Below are 25,805 nucleotides of genomic sequence, written 5' to 3'. Positions count from 1 at the left end.
CCCCGCACCGCACACCAGAAAGGCACCACCAGCCATGGCCGAGATGACCCTGACCGAACTCACCGCCCTGCTCCGCGAATGCGCCGGCGAGGACGAGAGCGTCGACCTCGACGGCGACGTCCTCGACACCCCGCTCGACGACCTCGGCTACGACTCGCTGGCGGTCCTCCAGACCACCGGCCGGATCGAGCGCGAGTACAACATCGAACTCGCCGAGGAGACCGTCGCCGAGGCCCACACGCCGCGCCTGCTGCTCCAGTTCATCAACGCGGGCCTCACCGAGAACGCGGCCGTCGCCGCCTGACACCCACCACCCAGGGGCGCGAGCGCCCGCACCCGCCGGAAGGGACCCCCCGCCCCTTCCGCCGGGCGCAGGCCCTCGCGCCCCTCCGCCGTGCGGGGCCGGGGAAGCGAGTGCGCTCCGCGCCGGGGCAGTGGGTGACGAGGGGCTTTGCGCTCCGCGCGGTGACTCGCGTCTGGCGACGATCTCGCGCTGCGCGGCGGCTTGGGTCGGGCGGCGGTTCGCGCTGCGCGCGGGGGCTGCGCCGCACCAGAGTGTCGGGCTGCGCCCCTGCGTCGCCTTCGCTTCGCGCGGCCTCACGGTGTGCCCCGGCCCGCGCCGGACCGCAGTCGTCGGCTCCGCGCGGGAGGTTGCGCTTCGCGCGGGAGGTTGCGCTTCGCGCGGGAGGTTGCGCTTCGCGCGGTGATTCGCGTCTGGCGACGGTCTGCGCTGCGCGCGGGGGCTGCGCCGCACCAGAGTGTCGGGCTGCGCCCCTGCGGCGCCTTCGCTCCGCGCGGCCTCACGGCGTGCCCCGGCCCGCGCCTGACCGCAGTCGCCGGCTCCGCGCGGGGAGGTTGCGCTTCGCGCGGGAGGTTGCGCTCCGCGCGGTGATTCGCGTCTGGCGACGATCTCGCGCTGCGCGGCGGCTTGGGTCGGGCGGCGGTTCGCGCTGCGCGCGGGGGCTGCGCCGCACCAGAGTGTCGGGCTGCGGCGCCTTCGCTTCGCGCGGCCTTACGGCGTGCCCCGGCCCGCGCCTGACCGCAGTCGCCGGCTCCGCGCGGGCTTTGCGCTTCGCGTGGTGATTCGCGTCTGGCGACGATCTCGCGCTGCGCGGCGGCTTGGGTCCGGCGGCGGTTCGCGCTGCGCGCGGGGGCTGCGCCGCACCAGAGTGTCGGGCTGCGCCCCTGCGGCGCCTTCGTTCCGCGCGGCCTTACGGTGTGCCCCGGCCCGCGCCGGACCGCGGTCGCCGGCTCCGCGCGGGCTTTGCGCTTCGCGCGGTGATTCGCGTCCGGTGACGGTCTGCGCTGCGCGCGGCGGCTTGGGCCTGGGGCGGTTCTCGCTCGATGACCCTTGCGCTTCCAGCCCGGCGCGGGCATCGCGCTTCGCGCGGGTCCCGGGCGTGGCTGTGCCCGCCGGCCGGGGGAGGGGGCGGGCGGGCACAGCGGGGTGGGGGTGGGGTCAGAGGTCGTCGCGGGTGACCTGGCGGTGCTGGACGAGCCAGTGGCCGGATTCGCGGACGAGGAGGTCCTCGCAGAGGGTGCTGACGCGGATGGCGGCCTGGCCGCCCTTGGGGGTTTCGATGACGACGGCGTAGCTGCGGACGGCGGCGGTGTTCTCGTCGCGGGGTTCGACGGTGACCATGCCGAGCCAGTGGCGTCGCTGGATGCCCTTGGCGGCGTACGCGTCGGTCGCGGCCTGGGCGGCGGCGGTGATGGCAACGCGGCCGGCGGCGGGTTCGGGGTGGGCGTTGGCGGCGAAGACGCCGTCCTCGGTGAAGGTGGCGGCCCATTCGGCGACCCGGCCGCTGTCGAGCAGCTGCATCTGGGACGCGAGGAACTGCTGGACCTGGAAGTACAGCTCGGCGGTGGCGGTGGCGGGCACCTGCTCCGTCGCGGTCATGGGGGAAGTCCTTTCCTGGCCGGTGCGGTCTGTCGCAGCGTCGCCGTCCGGGGTCGTGGGGGCCTCGAACGGAACTGGAGCCGGGGGGTCCGAGCGCGGCTCGATCGGGTGTCGAGACGGCGTCGGCACGCTGTTCGCCGTTGACGAGCGAAGCGAGAGGAGTGCGCCGATGAGTGGCGAGCAGCGGGTGGCTCTGGTGACGGGTGCGACCAGCGGTATCGGTCTGGCGGTGGCCCGCGGTCTGGCGGCGAGCGGTCTGGCGGTGTTCATCTGCGCGCGCAGCGCGGACGCGGTCGAGCTGACCGTGAAGGAGCTGCGGGCGGAGGGCCTGGAGGTGGCCGGCGCGACTGCCGACATCCGTAAGCCCGAGCAGGTGAAGGCACTGGTGGACGCGGCGCTGGAGCAGTACGGCCGGATCGACGTGCTGGTGAACAACGCCGGGCGCAGCGGCGGCGGGGTGACCGCGCAGATCGCCGACGAGCTCTGGTACGACGTGATCGACACCAACCTGAACAGCGTGTTCCTGACCACCCGTGAGGTGCTGAACCGGGGTGGTCTGCAGGAGCGCGGCTGGGGCCGGGTGATCAACATCGCGTCGACCGGCGGCAAGCAGGGCGTGGTGCTGGGTGCCCCGTACTCGGCGTCGAAGCACGCGGTGGTGGGTTTCACCAAGGCGCTGGGCCTGGAGCTGGCGAAGACCGGTGTCACGGTCAACGCGGTGTGCCCGGGTTACGTGGAGACGCCGATGGCGCAGCGGGTCCGGCAGGGGTACGCGGCCGCGTACGACGCCACCGAGGAGCAGATCCTGGAGCGCTTCCAGGCGAAGATCCCGCTCGGCCGTTACTCGTCGCCGGAGGAGGTGGCCGGCCTGGTCGGCTACCTGGCGACCGACACCGCCGCTTCGATCACCGCGCAGGCGCTGAACGTCTGCGGCGGACTGGGCAACTACTGAGCCGGTCAGGACAAGGAGACAGAGACATGGCCGAGCAGCACCGCACCGTCCACAGCACCACCGTCGCCGCACCCGCCGAGGCGGTGTACGGGATCGTCGCGGACGTCACCACCTGGCCGCTGTACTTCGCGCCGAACGTGCACGTCGAGCACCTGGAGCAGTCCGAGGGCAGTGAGCGGATCCGGATCTGGGCGACCGCGAACGGCGAGGTGAAGACCTGGGTGTCGCGCCGCGAGCTGGACGCCGAGGGATTGAAGGTGACGTTCCGGCAGGAGATCTCGACGCCGCCGGTGGCGTCGATGGGCGGCACCTGGGCGGTCACCGCGATCGACGAGAGCACCTCGCTGCTCGAGCTGCACCACGACTTCACCGCGGTCGACGACCTGCCGGAGAACGTGGAGTGGATCAACGCGGCGCTGGACCGCAACAGCGCGTCCGAGCTGGCCGGGATCAAGCAGATCGCCGAACTGGGCTCCGAGCTGGACGAGTTGGTGTTCAGCTTCGACGACACGGTGCACGTGGCCGGCGCCGGTGCGGACGTCTTCGAGTTCCTCAACCGGGCCGACCTGTGGCCGGAGCGGCTGCCGCACGTCGCCGCGCTGGACCTCCAGGAGGACGTCCCCGGCATCCAGGTGATGTCGATGGACACCAGCACCGCGGACGGCTCGGTGCACACCACCAAGTCGATCCGGGTGGTGTTCGGCGAGGACCGCATCGTCTACAAGCAGATCGCCGTCCCCGCGCTGATGACCGCGCACACCGGCCGCTGGACCATCGTCCAGGTGGACGGCGGCGTGGACGTCACCTCCCGGCACTCCGTCACCCTGAAGCCGTCGGCGATCGAGAAGATCCTCGGCGAGGGCAAGACCGTCGCCGACGCCCGCGAGTACGTGCACCGGGCGCTGTCCACCAACAGCACCACCACGCTGAAGCACGCGATGGCGTTCGCGGAGGCCCGCCGTGTCTGACCGGGCACTGCCCGGCCCCGGGCGGCTGGACTCGCTGCCGGCGCGGGCCGCCGCCGACCACCCCGGGCGGGTCGCCGTCGCGGGCGTCGAGGGCGCCGAGCTGGACTTCGCCACGCTGGACGCCCGGGCCACCGCGGTGGCCCGGGCGCTGGCCGGGCGGCTGGACGGGCCCGGCACCGTCGCGGTCGCCTCCGCGCTGCACCCGGACTTCGCGGTCGCCTACTACGGCGCCGCCCGCGCCGGGCAGGTGGTCGCGGTGGTCAACCCGCTGATCCCGGAGATCGGGGTGCAGCACGTGCTGGCCACCAGCCGGGCCCGGCTGGCGTTCGTGGACGCCGGCCTGCTGCCCAAGCTGAACGCGGTGCGGGCCAACCTGCCGGAGCTGCGCGAGGTCGTGCTGATCGGCGGCGCGGAGGACGGCGAGACGGAGACGCTGGCCGCGCTGATCGCGGGCGCGCCGGACGGTGACGGCTGGCAGCCGCCCGCCGTCGAGCTGGACGACACCGCCTGCCTGCAGTTCACCAGCGGCACCACCGGCCTGCCGAAGGCCGTCCGGCTCACCCACCGCAACCTCACGGTGAACGCCGCTCAGATCGCCGCCGCGCACCTGCTGGACGCGGACGCGACCACCCTCAACCACCTGCCCACCTACCACCCGATGCACCTCAACTCGGCGGTCGCCGCGGCCGCCACCCAGGTGCTGTGCGCCGACCCCGAGCCGGTGGACGCGGTGCACGCCGCCAACGCCCACGGCGCGACGCACTTCTACAGCCTGCCGGTGCGCCTGGCCCGGCTGGCCGCCGATCCGGCCCTCGACGGGCTCGCTCTGCGCACCGTCACCCGGATCGCCTCCGGTGGCTCCGCGCTGCCCGTGGAGGCCGCGCGCACGCTGACCGAGCGGTTCGGCATCCCGGTGTTCCAGGGTTACGGCCTGGCCGAGACCTCCCCGCTGACCCACAGCGACGACCCCGAGCACCCCGTGCACGGCTCGGTCGGCCGGACCGTGCCGGGCACCGAGTGCCGGGTGGTGGACCTGGACAGCGGCGCCGAACTGGCCGCCGGGCAGACCGGCGAAGTCCAGCTGCGCGGGCCGCAGGTGATGAAGGGCTACCTCGGCGGGCCCGACCTGGCCCCCGGCGAGTGGTTCACCACCGGCGACATCGGCCGGACCGACGAGCAGGGACGGCTGTTCCTGATCGACCGGCTCGGCGACGTCTTCAAGGTCGACAACTTCCTGGTCGCCCCGTCCGAGGTCGAGCAGGTGCTCACCGCGCACCCGCTGGTGCGGGAGGCGGTCGTGGTCGGCCTGCCCGACGGGCAGGGCTACCGGGTGGCCGGCGCCCTGCTGGTGCTCGACGAGCCCGGGCGGCTCGCCGAGGTGCTCGAGCAGGTGGGCGGCGAACTGCCGTACTACCAGCGGCCGGTGCACGCCGAGGCGGTCGGGTCGATCCCCCGCTCGGGCAACGGAAAGATCCAACGACGCGTCCTGGCCGGGCAGTTCGCCGCCCGCCTGGGCCTCGCCGACCCAACGACCGAAGGGAGCCAGGAGATGGCCGCCCCGCAGTTCACCGTCATCAACACCTTCACCCTCAAGGACCCGGCCGGCGGCGACGCCTTCGAGGAGCGCTTCCTGGACCACGTCCAGTGGATGCGCGCCCAGTTCGGGTTCCGCGCGCACCAGGCCGTCCGGGCCGCCGACCGGCCCGAGGTGTACGTCAACTTCGGCTGGTGGGCCACCCCCGGCGACTTCCAGCAGGTACTCGGCAGCGACACCTTCAAGGCGCACGCCGAGGAGTTCCACCGGATCGTGGACGTCCAGGCCGAGCCGTCGATGGGCGTGCTGCGGGTGGACGGCGAGGCCACCGGCGACGGCGCGGTGCTGGTCGTGGAGCGCTTCACCGTCACCGAGGACGCCGACAAGTTCGAGGCCGCGTACGGCAGTTGGATCGAGGCGCTGGCCGGCGGCCTCGGGCACGCCGACCTGGCCAAGGCGCTGATGCGGCCCGGCGGCTACACCGCGCTCACCCGCTGGGCGAGCGAGCAGGACTGGCAGGCCGCCCGCGAACTGCCCGAGTACGCCGACCTGGCCGCGCTCGCCACCGTCGAGACGCAGCTCGCCGCGCCGGTGGCCGGCACCCGCACCGCCCCGGCGGCCGACGGTGCCTGAGCCGTCCGACCTCGGGCTGTCCGGGAAGACCGCGGTCGTCACCGGGGCGACCCGCGGCGTGGGGCTGGCGGTCGCCCGCCGGCTCTGCGCCGGGGGCGCCCGGGTGGTGCTCAACTACGCGCACTCCGAACAGGACGCCGCCCGGGCCGTCGAGGAGCTCGACGGACTCAAGGGCAGCGCGCACGCCGTCCGCGCCGACATCACCACCGCGGCGGGCCTGGACCAGCTGCTCGGCGAGGTCCGCGACCGGTACGGCCGGCTCGACGTGTTCGTGCACAACGCCGCACCGTGGCGGCCCACCCCCGCCGTCGGCGGGGACGCCGCCGCCGTCACCGCCGCCGTCGGCGCCGCGCTCGACCCGCTGCTGCGCGGCGGCGCCGCGATCGCCGAACTGATGGGCGGCGGACCGGGCCGGATCGTCGCCGTCTCCAGTTCCGGCGCCCGCTCCGTGGTGCCCCGGTACGTCGCCGCGGGCGTCGCCAAGGCCGCGCTGGAGTCCCTGGTGCGCTACCTGGCGGTCGAACTGGCCGGCCGCGGCATCACCGTCAACGCGGTCTCCACCGCGAAGCTCGACAAGGGCCCCGCCACCCCGCAGCCCGAGGTCGCCGCGATGCTCGCCGCCCGCACCCCGGCCGGCCGGCTCACCACCCCCGAGGACCTGGCCGACGTCGTCGCGCTGCTGTGCAGCCCCGAAGCGGCCTGGCTGCACGGCCAGACCGTCACCGCCGACGGCGGCCTCGGACTCCTCTGAAACCCCTGCACCGGAGAGGAACGGCATGAGCGAGGACACCGGCCGGGAGGCCGAGGCGGACGTCTGCGTGGTCGGCGCCGGGCCGGCCGGGCTGGTGCTGGCGCTGCTGCTGCTGAAGTCCGGGCTGCGGGTCGCGGTGGTCGAACGGGCCCGCGCCCACCAGCGGGAGTTCCGCGGCGAGATCCTGCAGCCCGGCGCGATGGCGCTGCTGGACCGGCTGGGCGTGCTGTCCGGCGCCCGCACCCGCGGCGCGCACGAGCACGAGCGGTTCCGGCTGGTCGAGGGCGGCCGCGTGCTGCTCGACATCGACTACCGCCGCCTGCCCGCCCCGTACGACCACCTGCTGAGCCTGCCGCAGGCCCACCTGCTGGACGAACTGCTGCTGCACTGCGAGAAGTTCGAGGGCTTCGCGTACTTCGACGGCCACCGGGTCGGCGAGCTGCTCCAGGACGGCGGCCGCACCACCGGCGTCCGCGCGGGAACACTGACCGTCCGGGCGGCCGTGGTGGTCGGCGCGGACGGCCGGTACTCCAAGGTGCGCCGGCTGGCCGGGATCGAGGCCGGCCGCACCGAGGCGTTCGACCTGGACGTGCTCTGGTTCAAGCTCAAGCTGCCCGGCCGCCGCCCGGGCGAGCGCCGCGACGTACGGGTGTTCCGCGACGGCGGCAACCCGGTGCTGGCGTACGACTCGTACCCGGACAGCGCGCAGATCGGCTGGACCCTGCCGCACAAGGGCTACCAGCAGGTCGTCGTCCACGGCATCGACCACATCCGCGAGCAGCTGGCCGCGGCGATCCCGCCGTACGCCGAACTGATCCGGGAACAGATCCGCTCCACCCGCGACGTCACCCTGCTCGACGTGTTCTCCGGCCGGGCCGACCGCTGGGCCGCCGACGGCCTGGTGCTGATCGGCGACGCCGCGCACACCCACAGCCCGATCGGCGCGCAGGGCATCAACCTGGCCGTCCAGGACGCCGTGGTGCTGCACCCGATCCTGGTGCGGGCACTGGCCGACGGGGACACCTCGGCGGCCCGGCTGGGCGAGTTCGAGACCCTGCGCGGGCCGGACATCGCCGCGACCATGAAGCTCCAGGGCCTGCAGAGCAAGGCCATGCTGTCCCGGGGCGGACTGGCCGCGAAGATCCGGCCGAAGCTGGCGGCGGTCGTCCAGCGCACCCCGCTGGGGCGCAAGATCCTCGACCGGATCGCGTTCGGCAACCGCCGGGTGCGGATCGCCGAGGAGTGCTTCACCGACTGAGCCCCGGAACCGGGTCCCGGCGAAGACGAAGAGCGCCTCCCCGCGGGGAGGCGCTCTTCGGCGTTCCGTTTCAGGCGTTCCGTTTCGTCAGTCCGTCGCCGGGACCAGGAACGGTGTCAGCAGGCCGGGCAGCACCTGGTCGGCGAGCTCCGGCAGCTGCTCGACGGGCAGGTCGATCACCTGGTACTTCTTGCGCCCGGCGGCGGTGGTCGCGGTCAGCGTCACCAGGCCGGTTCGGCGCTGGCCCCAGGAGCGGCGCAGGTTCCAGCCGATCACGCCCTCGCCCGACAGCACCGTCCGGCGGCGCACCAGCGAACCGTGCCGGGACACCAGGAAACCGTCCGCCACGGCGTGCCCCAGCGAGCGGTACCGGTCCAGGGCCAGCGGCACGGTGAACGGCAGCAGCGCCGCCCAGCCGAGCGCGCACCAGGCCGGCAGCAGGTCCAGTGCCGCCGCCGCGCCGAGCAGCGCCAGGCCCAGCGCCCAGCCGCCCAGCGCCCTGGTCAGCCGGCGGGTGCGGGCCCGCGGCCCGTGCCCGACCAGCGGCGCGCGCAGCGGCCCGTCGCCCACCACCTCCTCGGCCACCGCCAGCGCGGTCGCCAGCGGCGCGGCCGGGACCAGCGGCGGGCCGCCGCGCTCGCGGTGCGCGACCGTCGCGACGGCCGAGCAGCGCGCGCCGCCGAGCAGCCGCACCGGCAGGCTCTCGGCCAGCTCGACGCCGTACACCCGGCGCTTCTCCAGCGCGATGGCCCGCTTGCTCACCACCCCGTGCCGGATCTCCAGGGACCCGCCGGAGCCGCGCAGCAGGGCGAAGCCGACGGTGCGTTCGGCGAAGGTCAGCAGGTTGATCGCGGTGCCGACGAGCAGGATCACCAGCGGCAGCCGGACGGCCTTCGGGCCGAGCGCGTCGATGTGCAGCAGCCACTCCACCGTCGACCCGATCGGGGTCTGCTGGGTGATGCTGGACATCGGGCCGGTCAGCGACAGGCCGATCGCCAGCAGCGGCAGGAAACCGGTCAGCGCGAACGGCGCGTACCGGAGCCAGGTGGGCGAGAACCGCAGCAGTACGGTGGAGGGCTCCTGGGCGGCCACCGGGGTGGCCCGGGCGCCGGTGAGGAGTTCCTCGCGCAGCGCCAGCGCCTCGGTGCGCCGCAGCGCGTCCAGCTTCAGCCGGTCCCCGCGCGCGGTCGCCGCCTGCCCGGTGCCGACGGACACGGTGGCCAGGCCCAGCATCCGGTGGACGGCGCCGGAGTGCAGGTCGACGGTGCGCACCCGGTCGGCGGGCACCGCGATGTGACGCCGTATCAGCAGGCCGTGCCGCAGCTCCACCAGGCCCGGGGCGACCCGGAACCGGGTGGTCCACCAGCGCAGCAGGCCGGCGCCGACCGCCAGCGCCGTCACCAGGTACGCCCAGTTGTTGTGGTGCCCGGAGCTGTGCCCGAACACGAGCGCCGTGATCAGCAGCGGCAGCATCTTGACCACCTCGTGCACCGGGTGGACCAGCAGCATCCGCGGGTCGAGCCGCCGCCAGCCGTCCTGGTCGGCCGGCGCCTCGGCGGGCGGGGCGGGCGGGGCGGGCGGGGCGGGGACGGCGGTCATGTGGCGTCCCCCGTGCCGGACCTGACGGCGGCGGTGAGGTCGGCGGTGAGCCGGCTCGCGGTGTCCTCGGCCAGGCCGCGGATCTTCAGCGGGCCGGCCGAGGACGCGGTGGTGACGGTGATGGTGGTCAGGCCGAGGCGGCGCTCCAGCGGCCCGCGCTCGTGGTCGATGGTCTGCACCCGGGCGAGCGGGGCGATCCGCCGCTCCTCGACCAGCCAGCCGCTCTGGGTGTAGATCGCGCTGTCGGTGGTCTCCCAGCGGTGGACGGCGAAGCGGCGGCGCGGCATCACCGCCAGGTGGACGGCGGCCAGCACCACGGTCAGCGCCAGCGCGGCCAGCCGGGGGACCGTCGCCCAGGACGGCAGCAGCACCAGCAGCGCGATCTGCGCGGCGGCGGCGAGCAGCCAGCGGAGCAGCGCGCTCAGCCGCCACCAGCGCACCGCGCGCGGGTCGACGGAATGCTCGGGCGGCCTCAGCCGCAGTGCGGGGGCCGGGAGTTGGGACCCGGGCGGGGGCGTGGTGGCGGACATGTCGATCAGCATCGCGCAGCCCTGGCGCGCCCCGCCGGTGATTCGCTCGACTTCCGCTGGAGCCGGCCCGCGGCCCGGCCCACCGATCCTGACGGCCGGGTTCGAGGGATTCTCCACCGCGAGCTCCCATCCTCCGGCTGTCCGCGCCATTGACCGTTGAGGAAGAGGACCCCGATGAAGGCTCTGGTGCTGTCGGGCGGGTCGGGAACCCGCCTGCGTCCATTCACCTATTCGATGCCCAAGCAGCTCATCCCGGTCGCCAACCGCCCGGTGCTCGAACACGTCCTGGAGAACATCCGCGAGCTCGGGGTCACCGAGATCGGCGTGATCGTCGGCGAACGGCGCCCGGAGATCGAGGCCGTGCTGGGAGACGGCGCCCGGCTCGGGGTGCGCATCACCTACCTCCACCAGGAGCAGCCGCTCGGCCTGGCGCACACCGTGACCGTCGCCCGGGAGTTCCTCGGCGACGACGACTTCGTGATGTACCTCGGCGACAACATGCTCCCGGACGGGATCGTGGAGATCGCCGAGGAGTTCCGGGCCAACCGGCCGGCCGCCCAGGTGGTGGTCCACAAGGTCGCCGACCCGCGGGCGTTCGGGGTGGCCGAGGTCGCCCCCGACGGCACGGTGCAGCGCCTGGTCGAGAAGCCCCAGCAGCCGCGCAGCGACCTGGCGCTGATCGGCGTCTACTTCTTCACCCCGGCGATCCACCGGGCGGTCGCCGGGATCGAGCCCAGCCCCCGCGGCGAGCTGGAGATCACCGACGCCATCCAGTGGCTGGTCACCGAAGGGGCGCAGGTCAGCGCCAGTGAGTACCGGGGATACTGGAAGGACACCGGCCGGGTCGACGACGTCCTGGACTGCAACCGGCAGCTGCTGGACGGCCTGCGCCGCTCGGTCGCCGGCGAGGTGGACGAGAGCAGCGAGCTGATCGGCGAGGTGCTGGTCGAGCCCGGCGCCAAGGTGATCCGCTCGCGGATCGAGGGCCCGGCGGTGGTCGGAGCGGGCAGCGTGATCGAGGACAGCCACATCGGCCCGCACACCTCGATCGGCCGGGACTGCGTCCTGCGCGACACCCACGTGTCCTACTCCATCGCGCTGGACGGCGCGACCGTCCGCGGTGTCAGCGGCGTGCACGGCTCGTTGATCGGCCGTTCCGCCAACGTCACCAGCGTGCAGAGCACCCTGCGTCACCACCGCCTGGTGGTCGGCGATCACACTCAGGTCGAGGTGGCAGCATGAGAATCCTGGTCACCGGCGGTGCCGGTTTCATCGGGTCGCACTACGTCCGGACGCTGCTCGAGGGCGGCTACCCCGGCTACGAGGACGCGCAGGTCACCGTCCTCGACAAACTCACCTACGCCGGCAACCGGGACAACCTGCCGGCCTCCGGCCCCCGGCTGGACTTCGTCCAGGGCGACATCTGCGACTTGCCGCTGCTGCTCGAACTGATGCCCGGCCACGACGCCGTGGTGCACTTCGCCGCCGAATCGCACGTGGACCGCTCGCTGGAGTCCGCCGCCGAGTTCGTCCGCACCAACGTCGGCGGCACCCAGAACGTCATGGAGGCCGCGCTGCGCTCCGGCGTGCCGCGGGTGGTGCACGTCTCCACCGACGAGGTGTACGGCTCCATCGACGAGGGCTCCTGGACCGAGGAGTGGCCGCTGCTGCCGAACTCCCCGTACGCCGCCTCCAAGGCCGGCTCCGACCTGATCGCCCGCGCCTACTGGCGCACCCACGGGCTGAACGTCTCGGTCACCCGCTGCTCCAACAACTACGGGCCCTACCAGCACCCCGAGAAGCTCATCCCGCTGTTCGTCACCAACCTGCTGGAGGGCAAGCAGGTCCCGCTGTACGGCGAGGGCGCCAACATCCGCGAATGGCTGCACGTCGACGACCACTGCCGGGCCATCCAGCTGGTGCTGACCGGCGGCCGGGCCGGCGAGATCTACAACGTCGGCGGCGGCAACGAGCAGACCAACCTGCAGATCACCGAACAGCTGCTGGAGCACCTCGGCGCCGACTGGAGCGCGGTGCGCAAGGTCGCCGACCGCAAGGGCCACGACCTGCGGTACTCGCTGGACGAGAGCAAGATCCGTGAGGAGCTCGGCTACGCGCCGCGGATCCCGTTCGCTCAGGGCCTGGCCGACACCGTCGACTGGTACCGGGACAACCCAGGCTGGTGGAAGACCGTCAAGCACGGCCTGGAGGAGAGCCGGTGACCACCGCACAGGTCCTGGTCGTCGGCGCCGGGCCGGTCGGCCTGACCGCCGCCCACGAACTCGCCCGGCACGGCGTCACCGTCCGGCTGGTCGACGCCGCCGACGGCCCCGCCACCACCAGCCGGGCCCTGGCCACCCACGCCCGCACCCTGGAGGTCTACGACCAGATCGGCATCCTGGACGAGGTACTGCCGCGCGGCCAGCGCGTCGAACACTTCACGCTGCACCAGAACGGCCGCCGGCTGGCCCGCTTCGACACCGACTACAGCCACCTGCCCACCCGCTTCCCGTTCACCCTGATGGTCGACCAGGTGATCACCGAGGAGGTGCTGCGCACCGCCTGCGCCCGCCAGGGCGTCCAGGTCGAGTGGGGCGTGCGGCTCGCCTCGTTCGACGACCGCGGGGACGGCGTCGGGGCCGTGCTCACGCACCCCGACGGCCGCACCGAACACGCCTCGTTCGACTGGATGATCGGCTGCGACGGCGGGCACAGCACCGTCCGCAAGCAGCTCGGCATCCCGCTGATCGGCGAGAGCAGCGAGACCTGGCTGATCGCCGACGCGGTGGTCGACTGCGACCTCCCCCGGGACAGCATCCACTGGATGCGCACCCCCGCCGGCACCGTGATGATGGTGCCCTTCCCCGACCCCGGCAAGTGGCGGCTGCTGGACACCGCCGACGCCTCGTACCCCAGCGATGAGGCGGTCGCCCGGCGCTTCGCCGAGAAGATCTCGATCGGCACCGGACGGGCCGTCGAGGTCGAACTGCCCACCTGGGTCTCGGTGTTCACCATCCAGCAGCGGATGATCGAGCAGATGCGCAGCGGCCGGGTGTTCCTGGCCGGCGACGCCGCGCACGTCCACAGCCCCGCCTCCGGCCAGGGCCTGAACACCGGCATCCAGGACGCCGTCAACCTGTCCTGGAAACTTGCCGCGGTGGTCAATGGCGAGGCCGCCGAAACCCTGCTCGACAGCTACAGCGCCGAACGGGTCCCGGTCGGGGCGACCCTGCTGAAGTCCACCCGGATGGCCACCATGCTGGTGCAGCTCCGCAGCCGGAAGGCCGCCGCCGCACTGCGCACCCTCTTCACCGTGGTCCGCTCGGTACGGCCGCTGAAGTCGAAGATCGAACGCAAGATCATGGGCGGCATGTCGGCCCTGGACCTCTCCTACGCCGACGGCCCGCTCGCCCTGCCCGCCGCACCCGCCACCGGCTCCGGCCCGGCACCCGGACAGCGGGTCGCCAAGGTCACCGACCCGTCGCCCGCCTGGACCGCGCTGCTGGACGAACTGCGCACCCCCGGCTGGACACTGCTGGCCCGCGCCGTCCCCGCCCAGTACCCGGCGCTGCACCGGCTCGCCGAGGAGCACCCGGCCGTCCGGGTCCGCACCCTGGGCGAGGACGGGCCAGGACCGCTCGCCGACCCCGACGGCGCGCTCGCCGCCGACCTCGGCGTCCCGGCCGGCGGCTGGCTGCTGATCCGACCCGACGGCCACCTCGCCGCGTCCGGGCCCGGCCTGGACGCCGCCCCGCCCGCCGAGGCGTTCGCGGCGCTCGGCCTCCGCGCGGGCGCCGCGGACCGGCTCGCCGTCGGCTGACGCGGCGAGGTGGCGGGGCGGCGCACCGCCACCTCGCCACCCCACCGCGCCGGCCACTTCTTTCACCGACCACTTCGCAGACGGAGACATGTGATGGGAAAGCTGACCGGACGTACCGTCCTCATCAGCGGCGCGGCCGGCGGCCAGGGCGCCGTCACCGCACGGCGGTTCGTCGCCGAGGGCGCCCGGGTGGTGCTCGGCGACCTGCGCGAGGACGTGAAGGAACTCGCCGACGAGCTCGGCGAATCGGCTGCGGCGATCCGGCTGGACGTCCGCCGCGAGGAGGACTGGGCGGCCGCCGTCGCACTCGCCGAGCAGACCTTCGGCGGACTCGACGGCCTGGTCAACAACGCCGGCATCCTGCACCAGGGCCTGCTGGAGGCCACCACCCGCGACGACTACCTGAACGTGATCGAGGTCAACCAGCTCGGCGTGTTCCTCGGCATGCGCGCCGTCGTCCCCGCGCTGCGCGCCGCCGGCGGCGGAACGATCGTCAACATCGCGTCCGTCAACGCCCAGCAGGGCGTGCCGATGCTCACCGCCTACTGCGCCAGCAAGTTCGCGGTGCTCGGCATGACCAAGGTCGCCGCGCTGGAACTCGGCCGCGACGGCATCCGGGTCAACGCCGTCTGCCCGGGCGTGATCCGCACCGACATGACCGGCGGCATGCCCGAGCGGATCGAGCAGCGGCTGCTGGAGGGCATCCCGCTCGGCCGGTTCGGCGCCCCCGACGAGATCGCCGCCCTCACCCTGTTCCTCACCAGCGCCGAGTCCGGGTACTGCTCCGGCGGCGAGTTCGTCGCCGACGGCGGCTGGACGGCCGGCTGACACCCCGTTCGAGCGGCCCTCGACCGGCCGCGGCCAGACTCCCCGCACGGACCGAGACCACGACAGGACACCGCACATGACCGACGACCAGACCACCGACCGCCCGATCACCGTGGTCGCCACCTTCACCCTGAAGGGCGACGCCGCCGAGTTCGAGCAGCTGCTCGCCGAGCAGGCCGAACTGATGCGCGCCGGCGACGGCTTCGAACTCGGCGTCCTGGCCCGCTCCACCACCTCGCCCGACACCTACGTCAACCTCGCCTGGTGGCGCGACTCCCAGTCGTACCTGTCGGTGGTGCGCTCCTACGCCTTCGCGGCCAAGGCGATGAGCGAGCTGCCCCGGCTCGCGGACGCCCGGATCGACCGCTTCGTCCCCACCGCCGACCACGGCACGCTGCTGCCCGCCGACGGCGCCGAGCAGGGCGTGCTGGTGCTGGCGGTGCATGACGCCGACGAGTCCGCCGCCGAACAGGTCGAGGCCGGCTGGGCCGCGCACACCGAGCAGCTGGCCGGCCAGGAGGGCTTCCTGGGCGCGGCCCTCGGCCGCTCCGAGGTCCGCCCCGGCGGCCATGGACAGCTCGGCTGGTGGCGCGACGAGGCCGCGGCCGCCGCCGCGCCCGGCTACCGCGCGGAGGGCACCGAGACGCTGGTGCTCCGCCCGGTGCACACGGTCTCCGGCCGGACCGCCTGAGCCGCGCCGCAATCGCAATCGCGACCGCCCGCCCGCCGGTACCACGGCCGGGCGGGCGGCCGTCTGCGTTGGACCGGTGGCGGGCAACGAGAAGGCCCCCGCCGGGGCGGGGGCCGTTCGGGCCCGGGGGAGCGGTGAACGCTCAGGCGGCGCCGGCCAGTTCGACCAGCACCGGGACGGTCTCCGCCGGGCTCGGCTGCCCGGCCATGCCCGCGCGCAGCCGGGCCGCGCCCTCCGCGTGGGCCGGGTCGGACACCAGCGCCCGCAGCGCCTTGTGCACGGCCTCCACGTCGTTCTGCTGCGCCGCCTCGTCCAGGCTCAGGCCCGCGCCGCAGGCGACGATCCGGTCGCCGACCACGAAGGTGTCCAGGTGACCGGGCAGCACCAGCTGCGGCAGGCCGAACGCGGTCGCCGTCAACTGGGTGCCGGAGCCGCCGTGGTGGACCACCGCCGTGCAGCCGCCGAGCACCGCGTCCAGCGGCACCGGGTCGACCAGCCGCACCGAGGACGGCACCGGGCCGAGCTGCTCCCGGTACGGGGCGCCGACGGTGACCAGCGCCTCGGTGTCCGGGATGCCGTCGAAGGCGTCGACGATCCGGCGCAGCAGCGGCAGCCCGTTCATCGCCAGCGTCAACTGCCCGAGCGACACGCACACCCGGTGCCCGGCCGGCTCGTCGAACGCCCAGTCGGGCACCGGGCCTGAGCCGTTGCTCGGCACGTACCGGATCGGGGTGCCGGGGGTGACGGACGGGTCCTGGAAACCGGGCGGGCACGGGTCGAGCACCAGGTCCGGCTGCGGCAGGCCGTCCGGCAGGCCGAGGCGGGCGCACACCCCGCTCAGCGAGTGCGCGCCCACCGCGTGCGCGACCTCGCCGACCGGGTCGACGCCCCAGCGGTGCTGCACCACCGGGACGCCCAGCAGGCCGCCGACGATCAGCGCGCCGTACTCCAGCCGGTCGGAGAGCACCAGGTCCGGCTTCCAGGAGCGGGCGATCTCCAGGTACGCGCCCACCGTGTACCGGGTGTGCATGGTCCACGGGCGCACCGCGCCGGCGAACGCGGCCGGCGCCGGACGCCCGCCGGCCTCGATCGGACGCAGCCCGGCCGGCAGCCCCAGCGACATCAACTCGCCCGCGTGGAAGGCCTCGCCGACGCTGTGGCCGCTCAGCCCGGCCGCGTGCGCGGCGGCGATCACGTCCGGCTGGCCGGCCACCAGCACCTCGTGCCCGGCCCCGCGCAGCGCCCAGGCCAGCGGGGCGAGCGGGGCGAAGTGGGTTGCCACCGGGGTGGTGATGATGAGTACCTTCATCGGGGTCCTCGGCTCCTCGAACAGGTGTCAACTGACGGACGCAGACGGTCCGTCGGCGCGCTGGAGCCGCCCTCGGCGGCGGCTGGAGCCGGGTCGTCCGGCCGCTCCAGCGAACTTCGAGCGGTACCCGAGGTGCGGTCGTTAGCGTCGGCGTCGCCACCGCCCATGACCCCGGAAGGATCATCCGTCATGTCCGAATTCGCCATCCACGCCAGGGGACTGCGCAAGCGGTACGGCGACACGCTCGCGGTCGACTCGGTCGACCTGGACGTCCGGCACGGCGAGATCTTCGCGCTGCTGGGCCCGAACGGCGCGGGCAAGACCACGACCACCGAGATGCTCGAGGGCTTCCGCACCCGCGACGGCGGCGAGCTGAACGTGCTCGGCGAGGACCCCGGCAAGGCCGGCCCGGCCTGGCGCTCGCGGATCGGCATCGTGCTCCAGGGCTCCAAGGACTTCGCGGACCTCACCGTCGCCGAGGTGGTGCACCACTTCACCGCCTACTACCCGCAGCCGCGGGACGCCGACGAGGTGATCGAGGCGGTCGGCCTGACCGAGAAGCGCAAGACCCGCGCCGCCTCGCTCTCCGGCGGCCAGCGCCGCCGCCTGGACGTGGCGCTCGGCATCATCGGCAATCCCGAACTGCTGTTCCTGGACGAGCCCACCACCGGTTTCGACCCCGAGGTGCGGCGCAAGTTCTGGGCGCTGATCGCGGGCCTGCGCAGCACCGGCACCACCATCCTGCTCACCACCCACTACCTGGACGAGGTCGAGTACCTGGCCGACCGGGTCGGCGTGGTCACCTCCGGCCGGGTGGTGGAGGTCTCCACCCCCGAGCGGCTCGGCGACCGGCACCTGGCGCCCGCCACCGTCCGCTGGATCGGCGCGGACGGACCGCAGGAGATCCAGACCGCCACCCCCACCCGCACCGTCTCCGAGCTGGCCGCCCGCTTCGGCGGCGAGGTCCCGGAGCTGACGGTGACCCGCCCGTCGCTGGAAGACGTCTACCTGCAGATGATCGGAGACCGGTGATGGAAGCGACCAGGACGCCCGCGGTGGCCACCGCCACCACCGCCGGCCGGGCCCGCACCGCGGCCGGGCCCGCGCTGCTGAGGATCGCCGCCGCCCGCGCGGTGCTGGAGATCCGCGGCTTCTTCCGCTCCCGCGGCCAGATGATCCTCACCTTCTCGACGCCGATCGTGCTGCTGATCCTGTTCAGCGCGATCTTCGGCGGCAAGGTCGAGGGCACCGACCTGCAGATGTCCCAGCTGTACTCGACCGGCATGCTCGCGGTCGGCGTGATGTCCACCAGCTTCCAGACGCTGGCCCTGCAGGTCGCCGCCGAGCGCCGCAACGGCGCGCTCAAGCGGCTGCGCGGCACCCCCATGCCGCCGGTCGCCTACTTCCTCGGCAAGATCGCCATGGTGCTGGTCTCCAGCCTCGGCCAGGCCATCGTGCTGATGGTCATCGGCTCGCTGTTCTTCGGCCTCAAGCTGCCCACCGACGTGACCAGTTGGCTGACCTTCGGCTGGATCTACCTGCTCGGCATCTCCGCGTGCAGCCTGCTCGGCCTGGCCTTCTCCTCGCTGATCGGCGGCGAGGAGGGCGGCGGCCCGATCGTGATCCTGCCGTTCATGGCGCTGCAGTTCATCTCCGGCGTGTTCGTGCCGTTCCAGACCCTGCCGCACTACCTCCAGCAGATCGCCTCGTTCTTCCCGCTCAAGTGGCTGTGCCAGGGCATGCGTTCGGTGTTCCTGCCGGACACCTACCTGTCCCAGGAGCTGGCCCACTCGTGGGAGCTCGGCCGGGTCGCGCTGGTGCTCGGCGGCTGGGTGGTGGTCGGCCTGGTGATCTGCCTGACCACCTTCCGCTGGAAGACCCGCCACGACGGCTGAGCCACCCCGTCCCCCACACGTACGACACCGGCCCGCCGGGGCAGACCGCCCCGGCGGGCCTCGCCGTGCCCGCGCCCGGCCCGGAGCTCCCAGCGGGATTCGAGCAGCCGTCGTCCGGGCGGCAGCAGGCTGATGGCCGAACCGGCATGGGCCGTGCGGCCGGTGTCGACCCGCGGACGAAACAGGAGAGCACGAGATGGCGAACCCGGTGCAGCCGGATCCGGCTCCAAGCCCCTACCGACGGGGCGGGACCATGCACGACCTCTTCCGGTGGAGCGCCGAGCGCACCCCCGACGCGACCGCCCTGGTGGACGGCGAACGGCGGATCGGTTACCGGCAGCTCGACGACGCCTCCGACCACTTCGCCGCCGCCCTGGAGGACGCCGGCGTCGGCCCCGGCCGGATCGTCCCGCTGCTGCTGCCGCGCGGCCCCGAACTGGTGGTCGCCATGCTGGCCGTGCTCAAGCGCGGCGCCGCGTACGCCGCCCTCGACCCGCGCTGGCCCGCCGACCGCACCGCCGGCCTGGTCGCCCAGCTGGACGCGCCGCTGCTGGTCACCGACCTGCCCGGTGACTGGCCGGTCCCGGTGGCCGCCCCGCCCGCCGACCCGGCCGCCCCGCCCGCCGGACCGCAGCGCCGCCCCACCCCCGTCGAGGTGCGCGGCGAGGACGTCAGCACCGTCTTCTTCACCTCCGGCACCACCGGCGCCCCCAAGGCCGTGCTCTCGCCGCACCGCGGCACCGTCCGGCTCTTCGACGACTGCGCGTTCTCCGACTTCGGCCCCGGCAGCGCCATCCTGCAGATCGCCGCCGCCCCCTGGGACGGCTTCACGTGCGACTGCTGGGGCGCGCTGCTGTGCGGCGGCAAGGTGGTGTTCACCGACTCGCTGCTGATGCCCGACACCCTGCGCGCGCTGATCGCCGCCGAGGGCATCACCCACGGCTTCATCACCACCTCGCTGTTCAACATGATCGTCGACGAGGGCGTGGACGCCTTCGCGGGCCTGCGCAAGGTGCTGATCGGCGGCGAGAAGGTCTCGCCCCCGCACGCCCGCCGCTTCCTGGAGCGCCACCCCGGCATCCCGCTCGGCAACGGCTACGGCCCGGTCGAGTGCACCGTGTTCGCCACCGAGTACGAGATCACCGCCGCCGACTGCGACTCCCCGGACGGCATCCCGCTCGGCCACCCGCTGCCGCACACCGAGGTGTTCGTGCTGGACGGCGACCGGCTGTGCGCGACCGACGAGGAGGGCGAGCTCTGCCTGGCCGGCGACGGTCTCGCGCACGGCTACCTCGACCCGGAACTGACGGCCCGCAAGTTCACCGAGGTCACCGTCGAGGGCCGCACCGTCCGGGTCTACCGCACCGGCGACCGCGGCCGGCGGCGCGCCGACGGGCTGCTGCGCTACGGCGGCCGGATGGACCGGCAGGTCAAGATGCGCGGCCTGCGGATCGAGGTCGAGGAGATCGAGGCGCACGCCGCCGCCGTCCCCGGCGTCGCCGATGCCGTGGTCGTCCCGGTGCTCGACCCCGGCGGCGCGTGCACCGCGCTGAACCTGTTCTTCACCGCCCTGGGCACCCCGCCGCTCGACCCCGACGGCCTGCGGGCCGCGCTGTCCGCGGCCCTGCCCGGCTACCTGGTGCCCGCCCGGCTGATCCGGCTGGAGCGGATGCCGCTCACCGCCAACTCCAAGCTCGACCGCAAGGCCCTGGACGCCCTCGCCGCCGCCCCGGACGCCCCCGAGGAGGCCGAGGAGGAGACCGCCGACCCCACCGAACGCGCCGTCGCCGAGGCCTTCGCCGCCGTCCTGCGCCGGCCGCACGTCCCGCTCGCCGCCTCGTTCTTCGACCTCGGCGGCAGCTCGCTGGACGCCGCCCGGCTGTGCGCCCGCCTCGGCGCGCACGGCCACGCCGTGGTGGCCGCCCAGCTGTACCGCACCCCGACCGTGCGCACCCTCGCCGCCTGGCTCGACCGGGCCGACCCCGCCGCGCCCTCCGCCACCGGCCCCGCGCTGCCCGCCGGCGCCGTCGAACTCACCTCCATGCAGGACGTGTTCCTGGTGCTCGACGACATCTCGGTGTCCGCCTGGGGGCTCGACGGCGACCTCGACCCGGCCGCGCTGCGGGCCGCCGCCGGCGACCTGCACCGCCGCCACCAGGCCCTGCACGCCCGTTACCAGGCCCGCGGCCGCTCCGTCGCGGTGCTGCCCGAACAGCCCGGCGAGGCCGAGTTCGCACAGCTCCCCGACGCGGACGGAGCCACCGCCGCCGCCCGGGCGCTGCGGGCCCACCTGGCGAGCCCGCTGTCGGTCGGCGCCGGCCGGATCTGGCGCACCGCCGCCGTCCGGATCCGGGAGACCGGCAGCTGGCTGATCGGCGTTGCCGTGCACCACATCGCCTTCGACGGCTGGTCCCAGGCGCTGCTCGCCGAGGACCTCTCCACCGCGTACGCCGCCCGGGCGCGCGGCGAGCAGCCGGTCTTCGCCAGCCCCGCCGGCACCCTCGCCGAGGCGGCCGAGGAGCACCGCCGGCACCTCGCCCGGGTCGACCTGGACGCCCAACGGGCGTTCTGGCGCGAGGAATTGACGGGCCTCGCGGCGCTGGAGCTGCCCGGAGCGCAGCCGGTACGCGCCGCGCAGCTCGGCCCGGTGCGCACCGACCGGATCCGGCTGACCGCCGAGCAGCGCGCCCGGCTGGAGGAGGCCGCCCGGGAGTCCGGCAGCACCCCGTTCACGCACTGGTACGGCGCGCTGGTCGGCGTGCTGCGGTCGCTGACCGGGCAGGAGGACGTGACCGTCGGCGTGCCCGTCGCCCGGCGCGGCGGCCCGCGGATGGACGCCACCGTCACCACCCGCGTCGACCTGCTCTGCCTGCGGGCCCGCCCCGGCGGCGGGGACCTCGCGCAGGTCGTCGGCCGGGCCCTCGCCCACCAGGAACTCCCGTTCCGCGACGTGGTGATGGCGCTCGCGCTGGCCGGCCAGGACATCGGCCGGCTGCTGGCCGTGCCGCTGTTCGTCCTCCAGGACAACGCGCTGCCCCGGCTCACCCTGCCCGGCCTGCCCGCCACCCCGCTCGACCTGGACGAGGAGCAGTCCGCGCAGGCCCTGGTGATCGAGGTCGGCCCGCTGCCCGACGGCGGCGCCGAGGTGACCGTCCGGACCCGCACCGACCTGCTCCCGGACGGCCTGGGCGACCGGATCGGCCGCGAACTGGTGGCAGCGGCACAGGAATTCGCGCGGCCCGCAGCAGCGGGTCGCGCCGGGACGGGACGCGTGCCGGCCGGCGCGGCGTCCGCGGTGTGAGGAGCGAGTCGTGCGGGTGTTGTTCACGGTGTCGGACTGGTTCGGCCACTGGTCGGCGATGGTGCCGCTCGGCTGGGCGCTTCAGGGCGCCGGCCACGAGGTGCGGGTGCTGTGCGCGCCCTCCCAGGCGGACGCGCTGACCCGGGCCGGACTGACCGCCGTCCCGGTACTGGACGGCTGGGACATGGCCTTCCAGGGCCGGCTGCAGAACTACTTGAACGCGGGGAAGGGCCTGTGGTCCTACCCCGAGCCGCCGCCGCACCCCGTCACCGGGCAGCCGCTGGCCGATCTCGCCGACTTCGACCTCGGCGGCTGGTTCGGCGCGAACCTGCCCGCCCTGGCCGAGCGCGCCCGGCGGTCCACCGACGCCGCCGTCGCGTACGCCCGCCGCTGGCAGCCCGACGTCCACGTCCACGACCTGGTCAGCATCGAGGGACTGCTGCTCGGCCGGGTGCTGGACGTCCCGTCCGCCATCCACCTGTGGGGGCCGGCCGGGACCGACGAGCAGGAGCCCGGGCTGACCCTGGTGCCCGTCGACATGAGCAAGTCCTTTGAACGGTACGGCGTCGGCGAACCCGGGTTCGAGCAGGTCACCCACGTGATCGACGCCAACCCGGCGAGCCTCGCCCCCGCCGTCCAGGGCGCCGAACGGCTGCCCGTCCGGTTCGTCCCGTACAACGGTCCCGGCGCCGAGCCGGACTGGCTGGCCGGGCTGCCCGAGCGGCCCCGGGTCTGCGTGGTGTGGGGGACCTCGGTGTCCGAGATGTTCGGCGAGGTGTCCTTCACCGTGCCGCAGGTGATCGAGGAACTGGCCGCGCTGGACGTCGAGGTGGTACTCACGCTGACCGGCGCCGACCGCGAACGCCTCGGCGAACTCCCGTCGAACGTCCGCCTGTTGGAGCGGGTGCCGCTGCACCTGCTGCTGCCGCACTGCGACCTGGTGGTGCACCACGGCGGCGCCGGGTGCGTGATGACCGCGCTCGCCGCCGGCACCCCACAGCTCGCCCTCACCAACGGCGTCGAGCAGCGGCTGAACGCCGACCGGATCGCCGCCGCCGGGGCGGGCCTCGGCCTGCCCAACGCCGGCCTGGAGCCCGGGGCGGTCCGCGCGGCCGCCGCCGCGCTGCTCGGCGACCCCGCCCACCGGGCCGCCGCGAGCAGGCTGCGCGAGGAGAACGACCGGCGGCCCGCCCCAGCCGAACTGGTCAGCGTCCTGGAGGAGTTGGCCGCCGCCCGGCAGCCCGCCACGGTCGGCGGTGGCCGCTGATGCGGGTGCTGTTCACCGTCTCCGACTGGCCCGGCCACTGGTCCGCGATGGTGCCGCTCGGCTGGGCGCTGCAAGGCGCCGGCCACGAGGTGCGGGTGCTGTGCGCGCCCTCGCAGACCGAGCCGCTGACCCGGGCCGGACTGACCGCCGTCCCGCTGCTCGGCGGCTGGGACATGGCCGTCCAGGGCCGGCTGCAGAACTACGTCTCCGCCCGGGACGGCCAGTGGCGGTTCGCCGAACCCCCGCCGCACCCCGTCACCGGGCAGCCGCTGGCCCGGCTCGCCGACTTCGACCTCGGCAGCTGGTTCGCCCAGTACCACCCCACCCTGGTCGCCGACGCCACCCGCTCCACCGACGCCGCCGTCGGCTACGCCCGGCACTGGCAGCCGCAGCTGGTGGTGCACGACCAGCTCAGCATCGAAGGGCCGCTGGTCGGCCGGGTGCTCGACGTCCCCGCCGTGCTCCAGCTCTGGGGCCCGGTCGGGCCCGCCGACGAGGGCGAGGGGCTGATCATGCTGCCGCCCGACTACAGCGGCGCCTTCCGCCGCCACGGCGTCGGCGACCACGGGCCGCAGCACTACGCGTACGCCATCGACCCCTGCCCGCCCGCCGTCGCCCCGCCGCTGCGCGGCGCCGCCCGCCGGCTGCCCGTCCGGTTCCTGCCGTACAACGGGCCCGGCGCCGAGCCCGGCTGGCTGGCCGGGCTGCCCGAGCGGCCCCGGGTCTGCGTGGTGTGGGGGACCTCGGTGTCCGACATGTTCGGCGAGGTGTCCTTCGCCGTCCCCAAGGTGATCGAGGCACTCGCCGCGCTGGACGTCGAAGTGGTGCTCACCCTGACCGGCGCCGACCGCGAACGGACCGAACGCCTCGGCGAACTCCCCCCGAACGTCCGCCTGTTGGAACGGGTGCCGCTGCACCTGCTGCTGCCGCACTGCGACCTGGTGGTGCACCACGGCGGCGCCGGATGCGTGATGACCGCACTCGCCGCCGGCACCCCGCAACTCGCCCTGCCCAACGGCCTCGACCAGCACCGCAACGCCGAACGGATCACCGCCGCGGGCATCGGCCTCGGCCTGCCCAACGCCACCGCCCGGGCCGACGACATCCGGACGGCCGCCACCACCCTGCTCGGCGACCCCGCCCACCGGGCCGCCGCGAGAAGGCTGCGCGAGGAGAACGACCGGCGGCCCGCCCCGGCCGAACTGGTCCGCACCCTCCAGGAGCTGGCCGCCGTCGCCGCCCGCTGAAGGGACACACAGACAATGCACATCGTGGGAACCGGGTTCCTCGCCCGCAGCCTCACCCCGATCGCCGACGCCCACCCCGACACCGTCGTACTCGCCGCCGGCGTCTCCTGGGCCTCCGGCACCTCCGACACCGACTTCACCCGCGAGGCCGACCTGCTGGCCGACACCGCCCGCCGGTGCGCCGCCGACGGACGCCGGCTGCTGTTCTTCTCCACCGCCTCCACCGGCATGTACGGCAACGCCCACGGCCCCGGCCGGGAGGACGAACCCGTCGAACCCTGCACCCCCTACGGACGCCACAAGCTGGCGCTGGAACGGCAGTTGCAGGACTCCCGAGCCGAGTACCTGATCCTCCGCCTCGGCCACCTGGTCGGCCCCGGCCAGCCCCCGCACCAGCTGCTGCCCGCCCTGCTCCGGCAGGTCCGCTCCGGCGCCGTGCAGATCCACCGCGGCGCCGCCCGCGACCTGATCAGCGTCGCCGACGTGATCACCGTCATCGACCGGCTGCTCGGCCGCGGCCTGCGCGGCGAAGTCGTCAACGTCGCCTCCGGCTTCGCCGTCCCCGTCGAACGAATCGTCGACCACCTGGAACAGCGGCTCGGCCTGCACGTCGACCGCGGATACGCCGACTCCGGGGCCGCCCAGCACGCCATCGCCACCGACCGGCTGGCCGCCCTGGTGCCCGACGTGGCCCGGCAGTTCGGACCCGAGTACTACCGGCCGGTGCTGGACACCTTCCTGGCCGCTGCCTGACGGAGCGCGGGGCTGCCGTGCGCGGGTGGACGGTCAGGCCCACGGCCGGGACGTCCGGGCCTGCCGCGAAGGTCTGCCCGGAGGTATCCGGTGGCCACCGGGCCGGCCGGGCCACGCAGCTGCCTGACGGAGCGCGGGGCTGCCGTGCGCGGGTGGACGGTCAGGCCCACGGCCGGGACGTCCGGGCCTGCCGCGCAGGTCTGCCCGGAGGCGTCCGGTGGCCACCGGGCCGGCCGGGCCACCGGGTGCGGGAACCGGCCGGCCCCGCAGGACGCAGGCCGGGACGGGTGCCCGCCGTCCGCCCCGAGCGGCCCAGCCACCCCCATCAGCCGGTCCGGCCCGAACGCGCCCGCGCCGGAGCCGTCGGGCGCCGCTGTGGTGTGGCGGCATTGCCTTCCGCGCGGCCCGGGTCGGCATCCCGGTCTGCTGGGCCCACTGCGTGTCCGGGTCGTGCAAGCCGCCGCCTGCGCCGGCCGTCGGGCGCCGCTGTGGTGTGGCGGCATTGCCTTCCGCGCGGCCCGGGTCGGCATCCCGGTCTGCTGGGCCCACTGCGTGTCCGGGTCGTGCAA

The 25,805-nt window shown here is 74.4% G+C and carries 21 protein-coding genes; 17 read left to right on the top strand and 4 right to left on the bottom strand.

Annotation, left to right across the window (positions count from 1 at the left end; translation table 11 throughout):
- Nucleotides 1–34 precede the first annotated feature (34 nt).
- Nucleotides 35–304, top strand: a complete 270-nt coding sequence (locus ACFYS8_RS07190; protein ID WP_387637018.1) for an acyl carrier protein — start codon at nucleotides 35–37, stop codon at nucleotides 302–304.
- Nucleotides 305–1,459: 1,155 nt separating this feature from the next.
- On the opposite strand, the gene ACFYS8_RS07185 is transcribed toward ACFYS8_RS07190, so the two are convergent.
- Complete coding sequence (locus tag ACFYS8_RS07185) at nucleotides 1,460–1,900, bottom strand: nuclear transport factor 2 family protein (RefSeq protein ID WP_387637016.1); 441 nt, start codon at nucleotides 1,898–1,900, stop codon at nucleotides 1,460–1,462.
- Between the two features lie 169 nt (nucleotides 1,901–2,069).
- On the opposite strand from ACFYS8_RS07185, the gene ACFYS8_RS07180 reads away from it, so the two are divergent.
- Genes ACFYS8_RS07180 through ACFYS8_RS07160 form a run of 5 tightly spaced genes read left to right on the top strand, consistent with a single transcriptional unit; the run spans nucleotide 2,070 to nucleotide 7,996 of the window.
- Nucleotides 2,070–2,852: an SDR family NAD(P)-dependent oxidoreductase gene (locus tag ACFYS8_RS07180; protein ID WP_387637014.1), complete on the top strand. Its 783-nt coding sequence runs from the start codon at nucleotides 2,070–2,072 to the stop codon at nucleotides 2,850–2,852.
- Between the two features lie 26 nt (nucleotides 2,853–2,878).
- Entirely contained in the window at nucleotides 2,879–3,820 is a 942-nt protein-coding gene (locus tag ACFYS8_RS07175) for an aromatase/cyclase (RefSeq protein ID WP_387637012.1), read from the top strand.
- A complete protein-coding gene (locus ACFYS8_RS07170; protein WP_387637010.1) occupies nucleotides 3,813–5,987 on the top strand; it encodes an AMP-binding protein in 2,175 nt (724 codons plus the stop codon). Before ACFYS8_RS07175 ends, ACFYS8_RS07170 begins: the two co-directional genes overlap by 8 nt.
- Nucleotides 5,980–6,738 carry an SDR family oxidoreductase gene (locus tag ACFYS8_RS07165; protein ID WP_387637008.1) on the top strand — a complete coding sequence of 253 codons (759 nt, stop codon included), beginning with the start codon at nucleotides 5,980–5,982 and terminating at the stop codon, nucleotides 6,736–6,738. The genes ACFYS8_RS07170 and ACFYS8_RS07165 overlap by 8 nt, the downstream gene beginning before the upstream one ends.
- A gap of 25 nt (nucleotides 6,739–6,763) precedes the next feature.
- Complete coding sequence (locus ACFYS8_RS07160) at nucleotides 6,764–7,996, top strand: FAD-dependent monooxygenase (protein WP_387637006.1); 1,233 nt, start codon at nucleotides 6,764–6,766, stop codon at nucleotides 7,994–7,996.
- An 87-nt stretch (nucleotides 7,997–8,083) separates the two neighbouring features.
- Here the strand turns inward: ACFYS8_RS07160 and ACFYS8_RS07155 are convergent, their stop codons facing one another.
- Entirely contained in the window at nucleotides 8,084–9,595 is a 1,512-nt protein-coding gene (locus ACFYS8_RS07155; protein ID WP_387637003.1) for a PH domain-containing protein, read from the bottom strand.
- Nucleotides 9,592–10,125, bottom strand: a complete 534-nt coding sequence (locus ACFYS8_RS07150; protein WP_387637001.1) for a PH domain-containing protein — start codon at nucleotides 10,123–10,125, stop codon at nucleotides 9,592–9,594. The genes ACFYS8_RS07155 and ACFYS8_RS07150 overlap by 4 nt, the downstream gene beginning before the upstream one ends.
- A gap of 174 nt (nucleotides 10,126–10,299) precedes the next feature.
- On the opposite strand from ACFYS8_RS07150, the gene ACFYS8_RS07145 reads away from it, so the two are divergent.
- From ACFYS8_RS07145 to ACFYS8_RS07125, 5 genes are all read left to right on the top strand, one after another.
- Entirely contained in the window at nucleotides 10,300–11,367 is a 1,068-nt protein-coding gene (locus tag ACFYS8_RS07145; RefSeq protein ID WP_387636998.1) for a glucose-1-phosphate thymidylyltransferase, read from the top strand.
- A complete protein-coding gene (rfbB, locus tag ACFYS8_RS07140) occupies nucleotides 11,364–12,347 on the top strand; it encodes a dTDP-glucose 4,6-dehydratase (protein ID WP_387636995.1) in 984 nt (327 codons plus the stop codon). Before ACFYS8_RS07145 ends, rfbB begins: the two co-directional genes overlap by 4 nt.
- On the top strand, nucleotides 12,344–13,945 hold the full coding sequence (locus tag ACFYS8_RS07135; protein ID WP_387636992.1) for an FAD-dependent oxidoreductase: 1,602 nt from the start codon (nucleotides 12,344–12,346) through the stop codon (nucleotides 13,943–13,945). The genes rfbB and ACFYS8_RS07135 overlap by 4 nt, the downstream gene beginning before the upstream one ends.
- A gap of 93 nt (nucleotides 13,946–14,038) precedes the next feature.
- Nucleotides 14,039–14,773, top strand: coding sequence for an SDR family NAD(P)-dependent oxidoreductase (locus ACFYS8_RS07130; RefSeq protein ID WP_387636990.1), 735 nt, complete (start codon nucleotides 14,039–14,041; stop codon nucleotides 14,771–14,773).
- A 76-nt stretch (nucleotides 14,774–14,849) separates the two neighbouring features.
- Entirely contained in the window at nucleotides 14,850–15,464 is a 615-nt protein-coding gene (locus ACFYS8_RS07125; protein WP_387636987.1) for an antibiotic biosynthesis monooxygenase family protein, read from the top strand.
- A 142-nt stretch (nucleotides 15,465–15,606) separates the two neighbouring features.
- Here ACFYS8_RS07125 and ACFYS8_RS07120 read toward each other — a convergent pair whose 3' ends face one another.
- The gene (locus ACFYS8_RS07120) at nucleotides 15,607–16,773 is read right to left on the bottom strand and encodes a nucleotide disphospho-sugar-binding domain-containing protein (protein WP_387636985.1); all 1,167 of its coding nucleotides are present in this window, start codon (nucleotides 16,771–16,773) and stop codon (nucleotides 15,607–15,609) included.
- 189 nt (nucleotides 16,774–16,962) lie between these two features.
- Here ACFYS8_RS07120 and ACFYS8_RS07115 point away from each other — a divergent pair, with 189 nt between their 5' ends.
- The 6 genes from ACFYS8_RS07115 to ACFYS8_RS07090 all read left to right on the top strand — a co-directional run bounded on the left by ACFYS8_RS07115 (nucleotide 16,963) and on the right by ACFYS8_RS07090 (nucleotide 25,236).
- Nucleotides 16,963–17,805 carry an ABC transporter ATP-binding protein gene (locus tag ACFYS8_RS07115; protein ID WP_387636983.1) on the top strand — a complete coding sequence of 281 codons (843 nt, stop codon included), beginning with the start codon at nucleotides 16,963–16,965 and terminating at the stop codon, nucleotides 17,803–17,805.
- Nucleotides 17,805–18,668 (top strand): ABC transporter permease, encoded by an 864-nt coding sequence (locus ACFYS8_RS07110; protein WP_387636980.1) that lies wholly within the window; start codon nucleotides 17,805–17,807, stop codon nucleotides 18,666–18,668. The genes ACFYS8_RS07115 and ACFYS8_RS07110 overlap by 1 nt, the downstream gene beginning before the upstream one ends.
- 253 nt (nucleotides 18,669–18,921) lie before the next feature.
- Nucleotides 18,922–21,969, top strand: a complete 3,048-nt coding sequence (locus ACFYS8_RS07105; RefSeq protein WP_387636978.1) for an amino acid adenylation domain-containing protein — start codon at nucleotides 18,922–18,924, stop codon at nucleotides 21,967–21,969.
- 10 nt (nucleotides 21,970–21,979) lie between these two features.
- Nucleotides 21,980–23,236, top strand: coding sequence for a nucleotide disphospho-sugar-binding domain-containing protein (locus ACFYS8_RS07100; protein WP_387636976.1), 1,257 nt, complete (start codon nucleotides 21,980–21,982; stop codon nucleotides 23,234–23,236).
- On the top strand, nucleotides 23,236–24,483 hold the full coding sequence (locus tag ACFYS8_RS07095; RefSeq protein WP_387636973.1) for a nucleotide disphospho-sugar-binding domain-containing protein: 1,248 nt from the start codon (nucleotides 23,236–23,238) through the stop codon (nucleotides 24,481–24,483). Before ACFYS8_RS07100 ends, ACFYS8_RS07095 begins: the two co-directional genes overlap by 1 nt.
- Nucleotides 24,484–24,498: 15 nt before the next feature.
- Nucleotides 24,499–25,236 (top strand): NAD-dependent epimerase/dehydratase family protein, encoded by a 738-nt coding sequence (locus ACFYS8_RS07090; RefSeq protein WP_387636970.1) that lies wholly within the window; start codon nucleotides 24,499–24,501, stop codon nucleotides 25,234–25,236.
- The last annotated feature ends 569 nt before the right edge of the window (nucleotides 25,237–25,805 follow it).

The organism is Kitasatospora sp. NPDC004615 (assembly GCF_042873545.1).
Classification (GTDB): Bacteria; Actinomycetota; Actinomycetes; order Streptomycetales; family Streptomycetaceae; genus Kitasatospora.
This window is presented reverse-complemented; position numbering and strand designations above follow the sequence as displayed.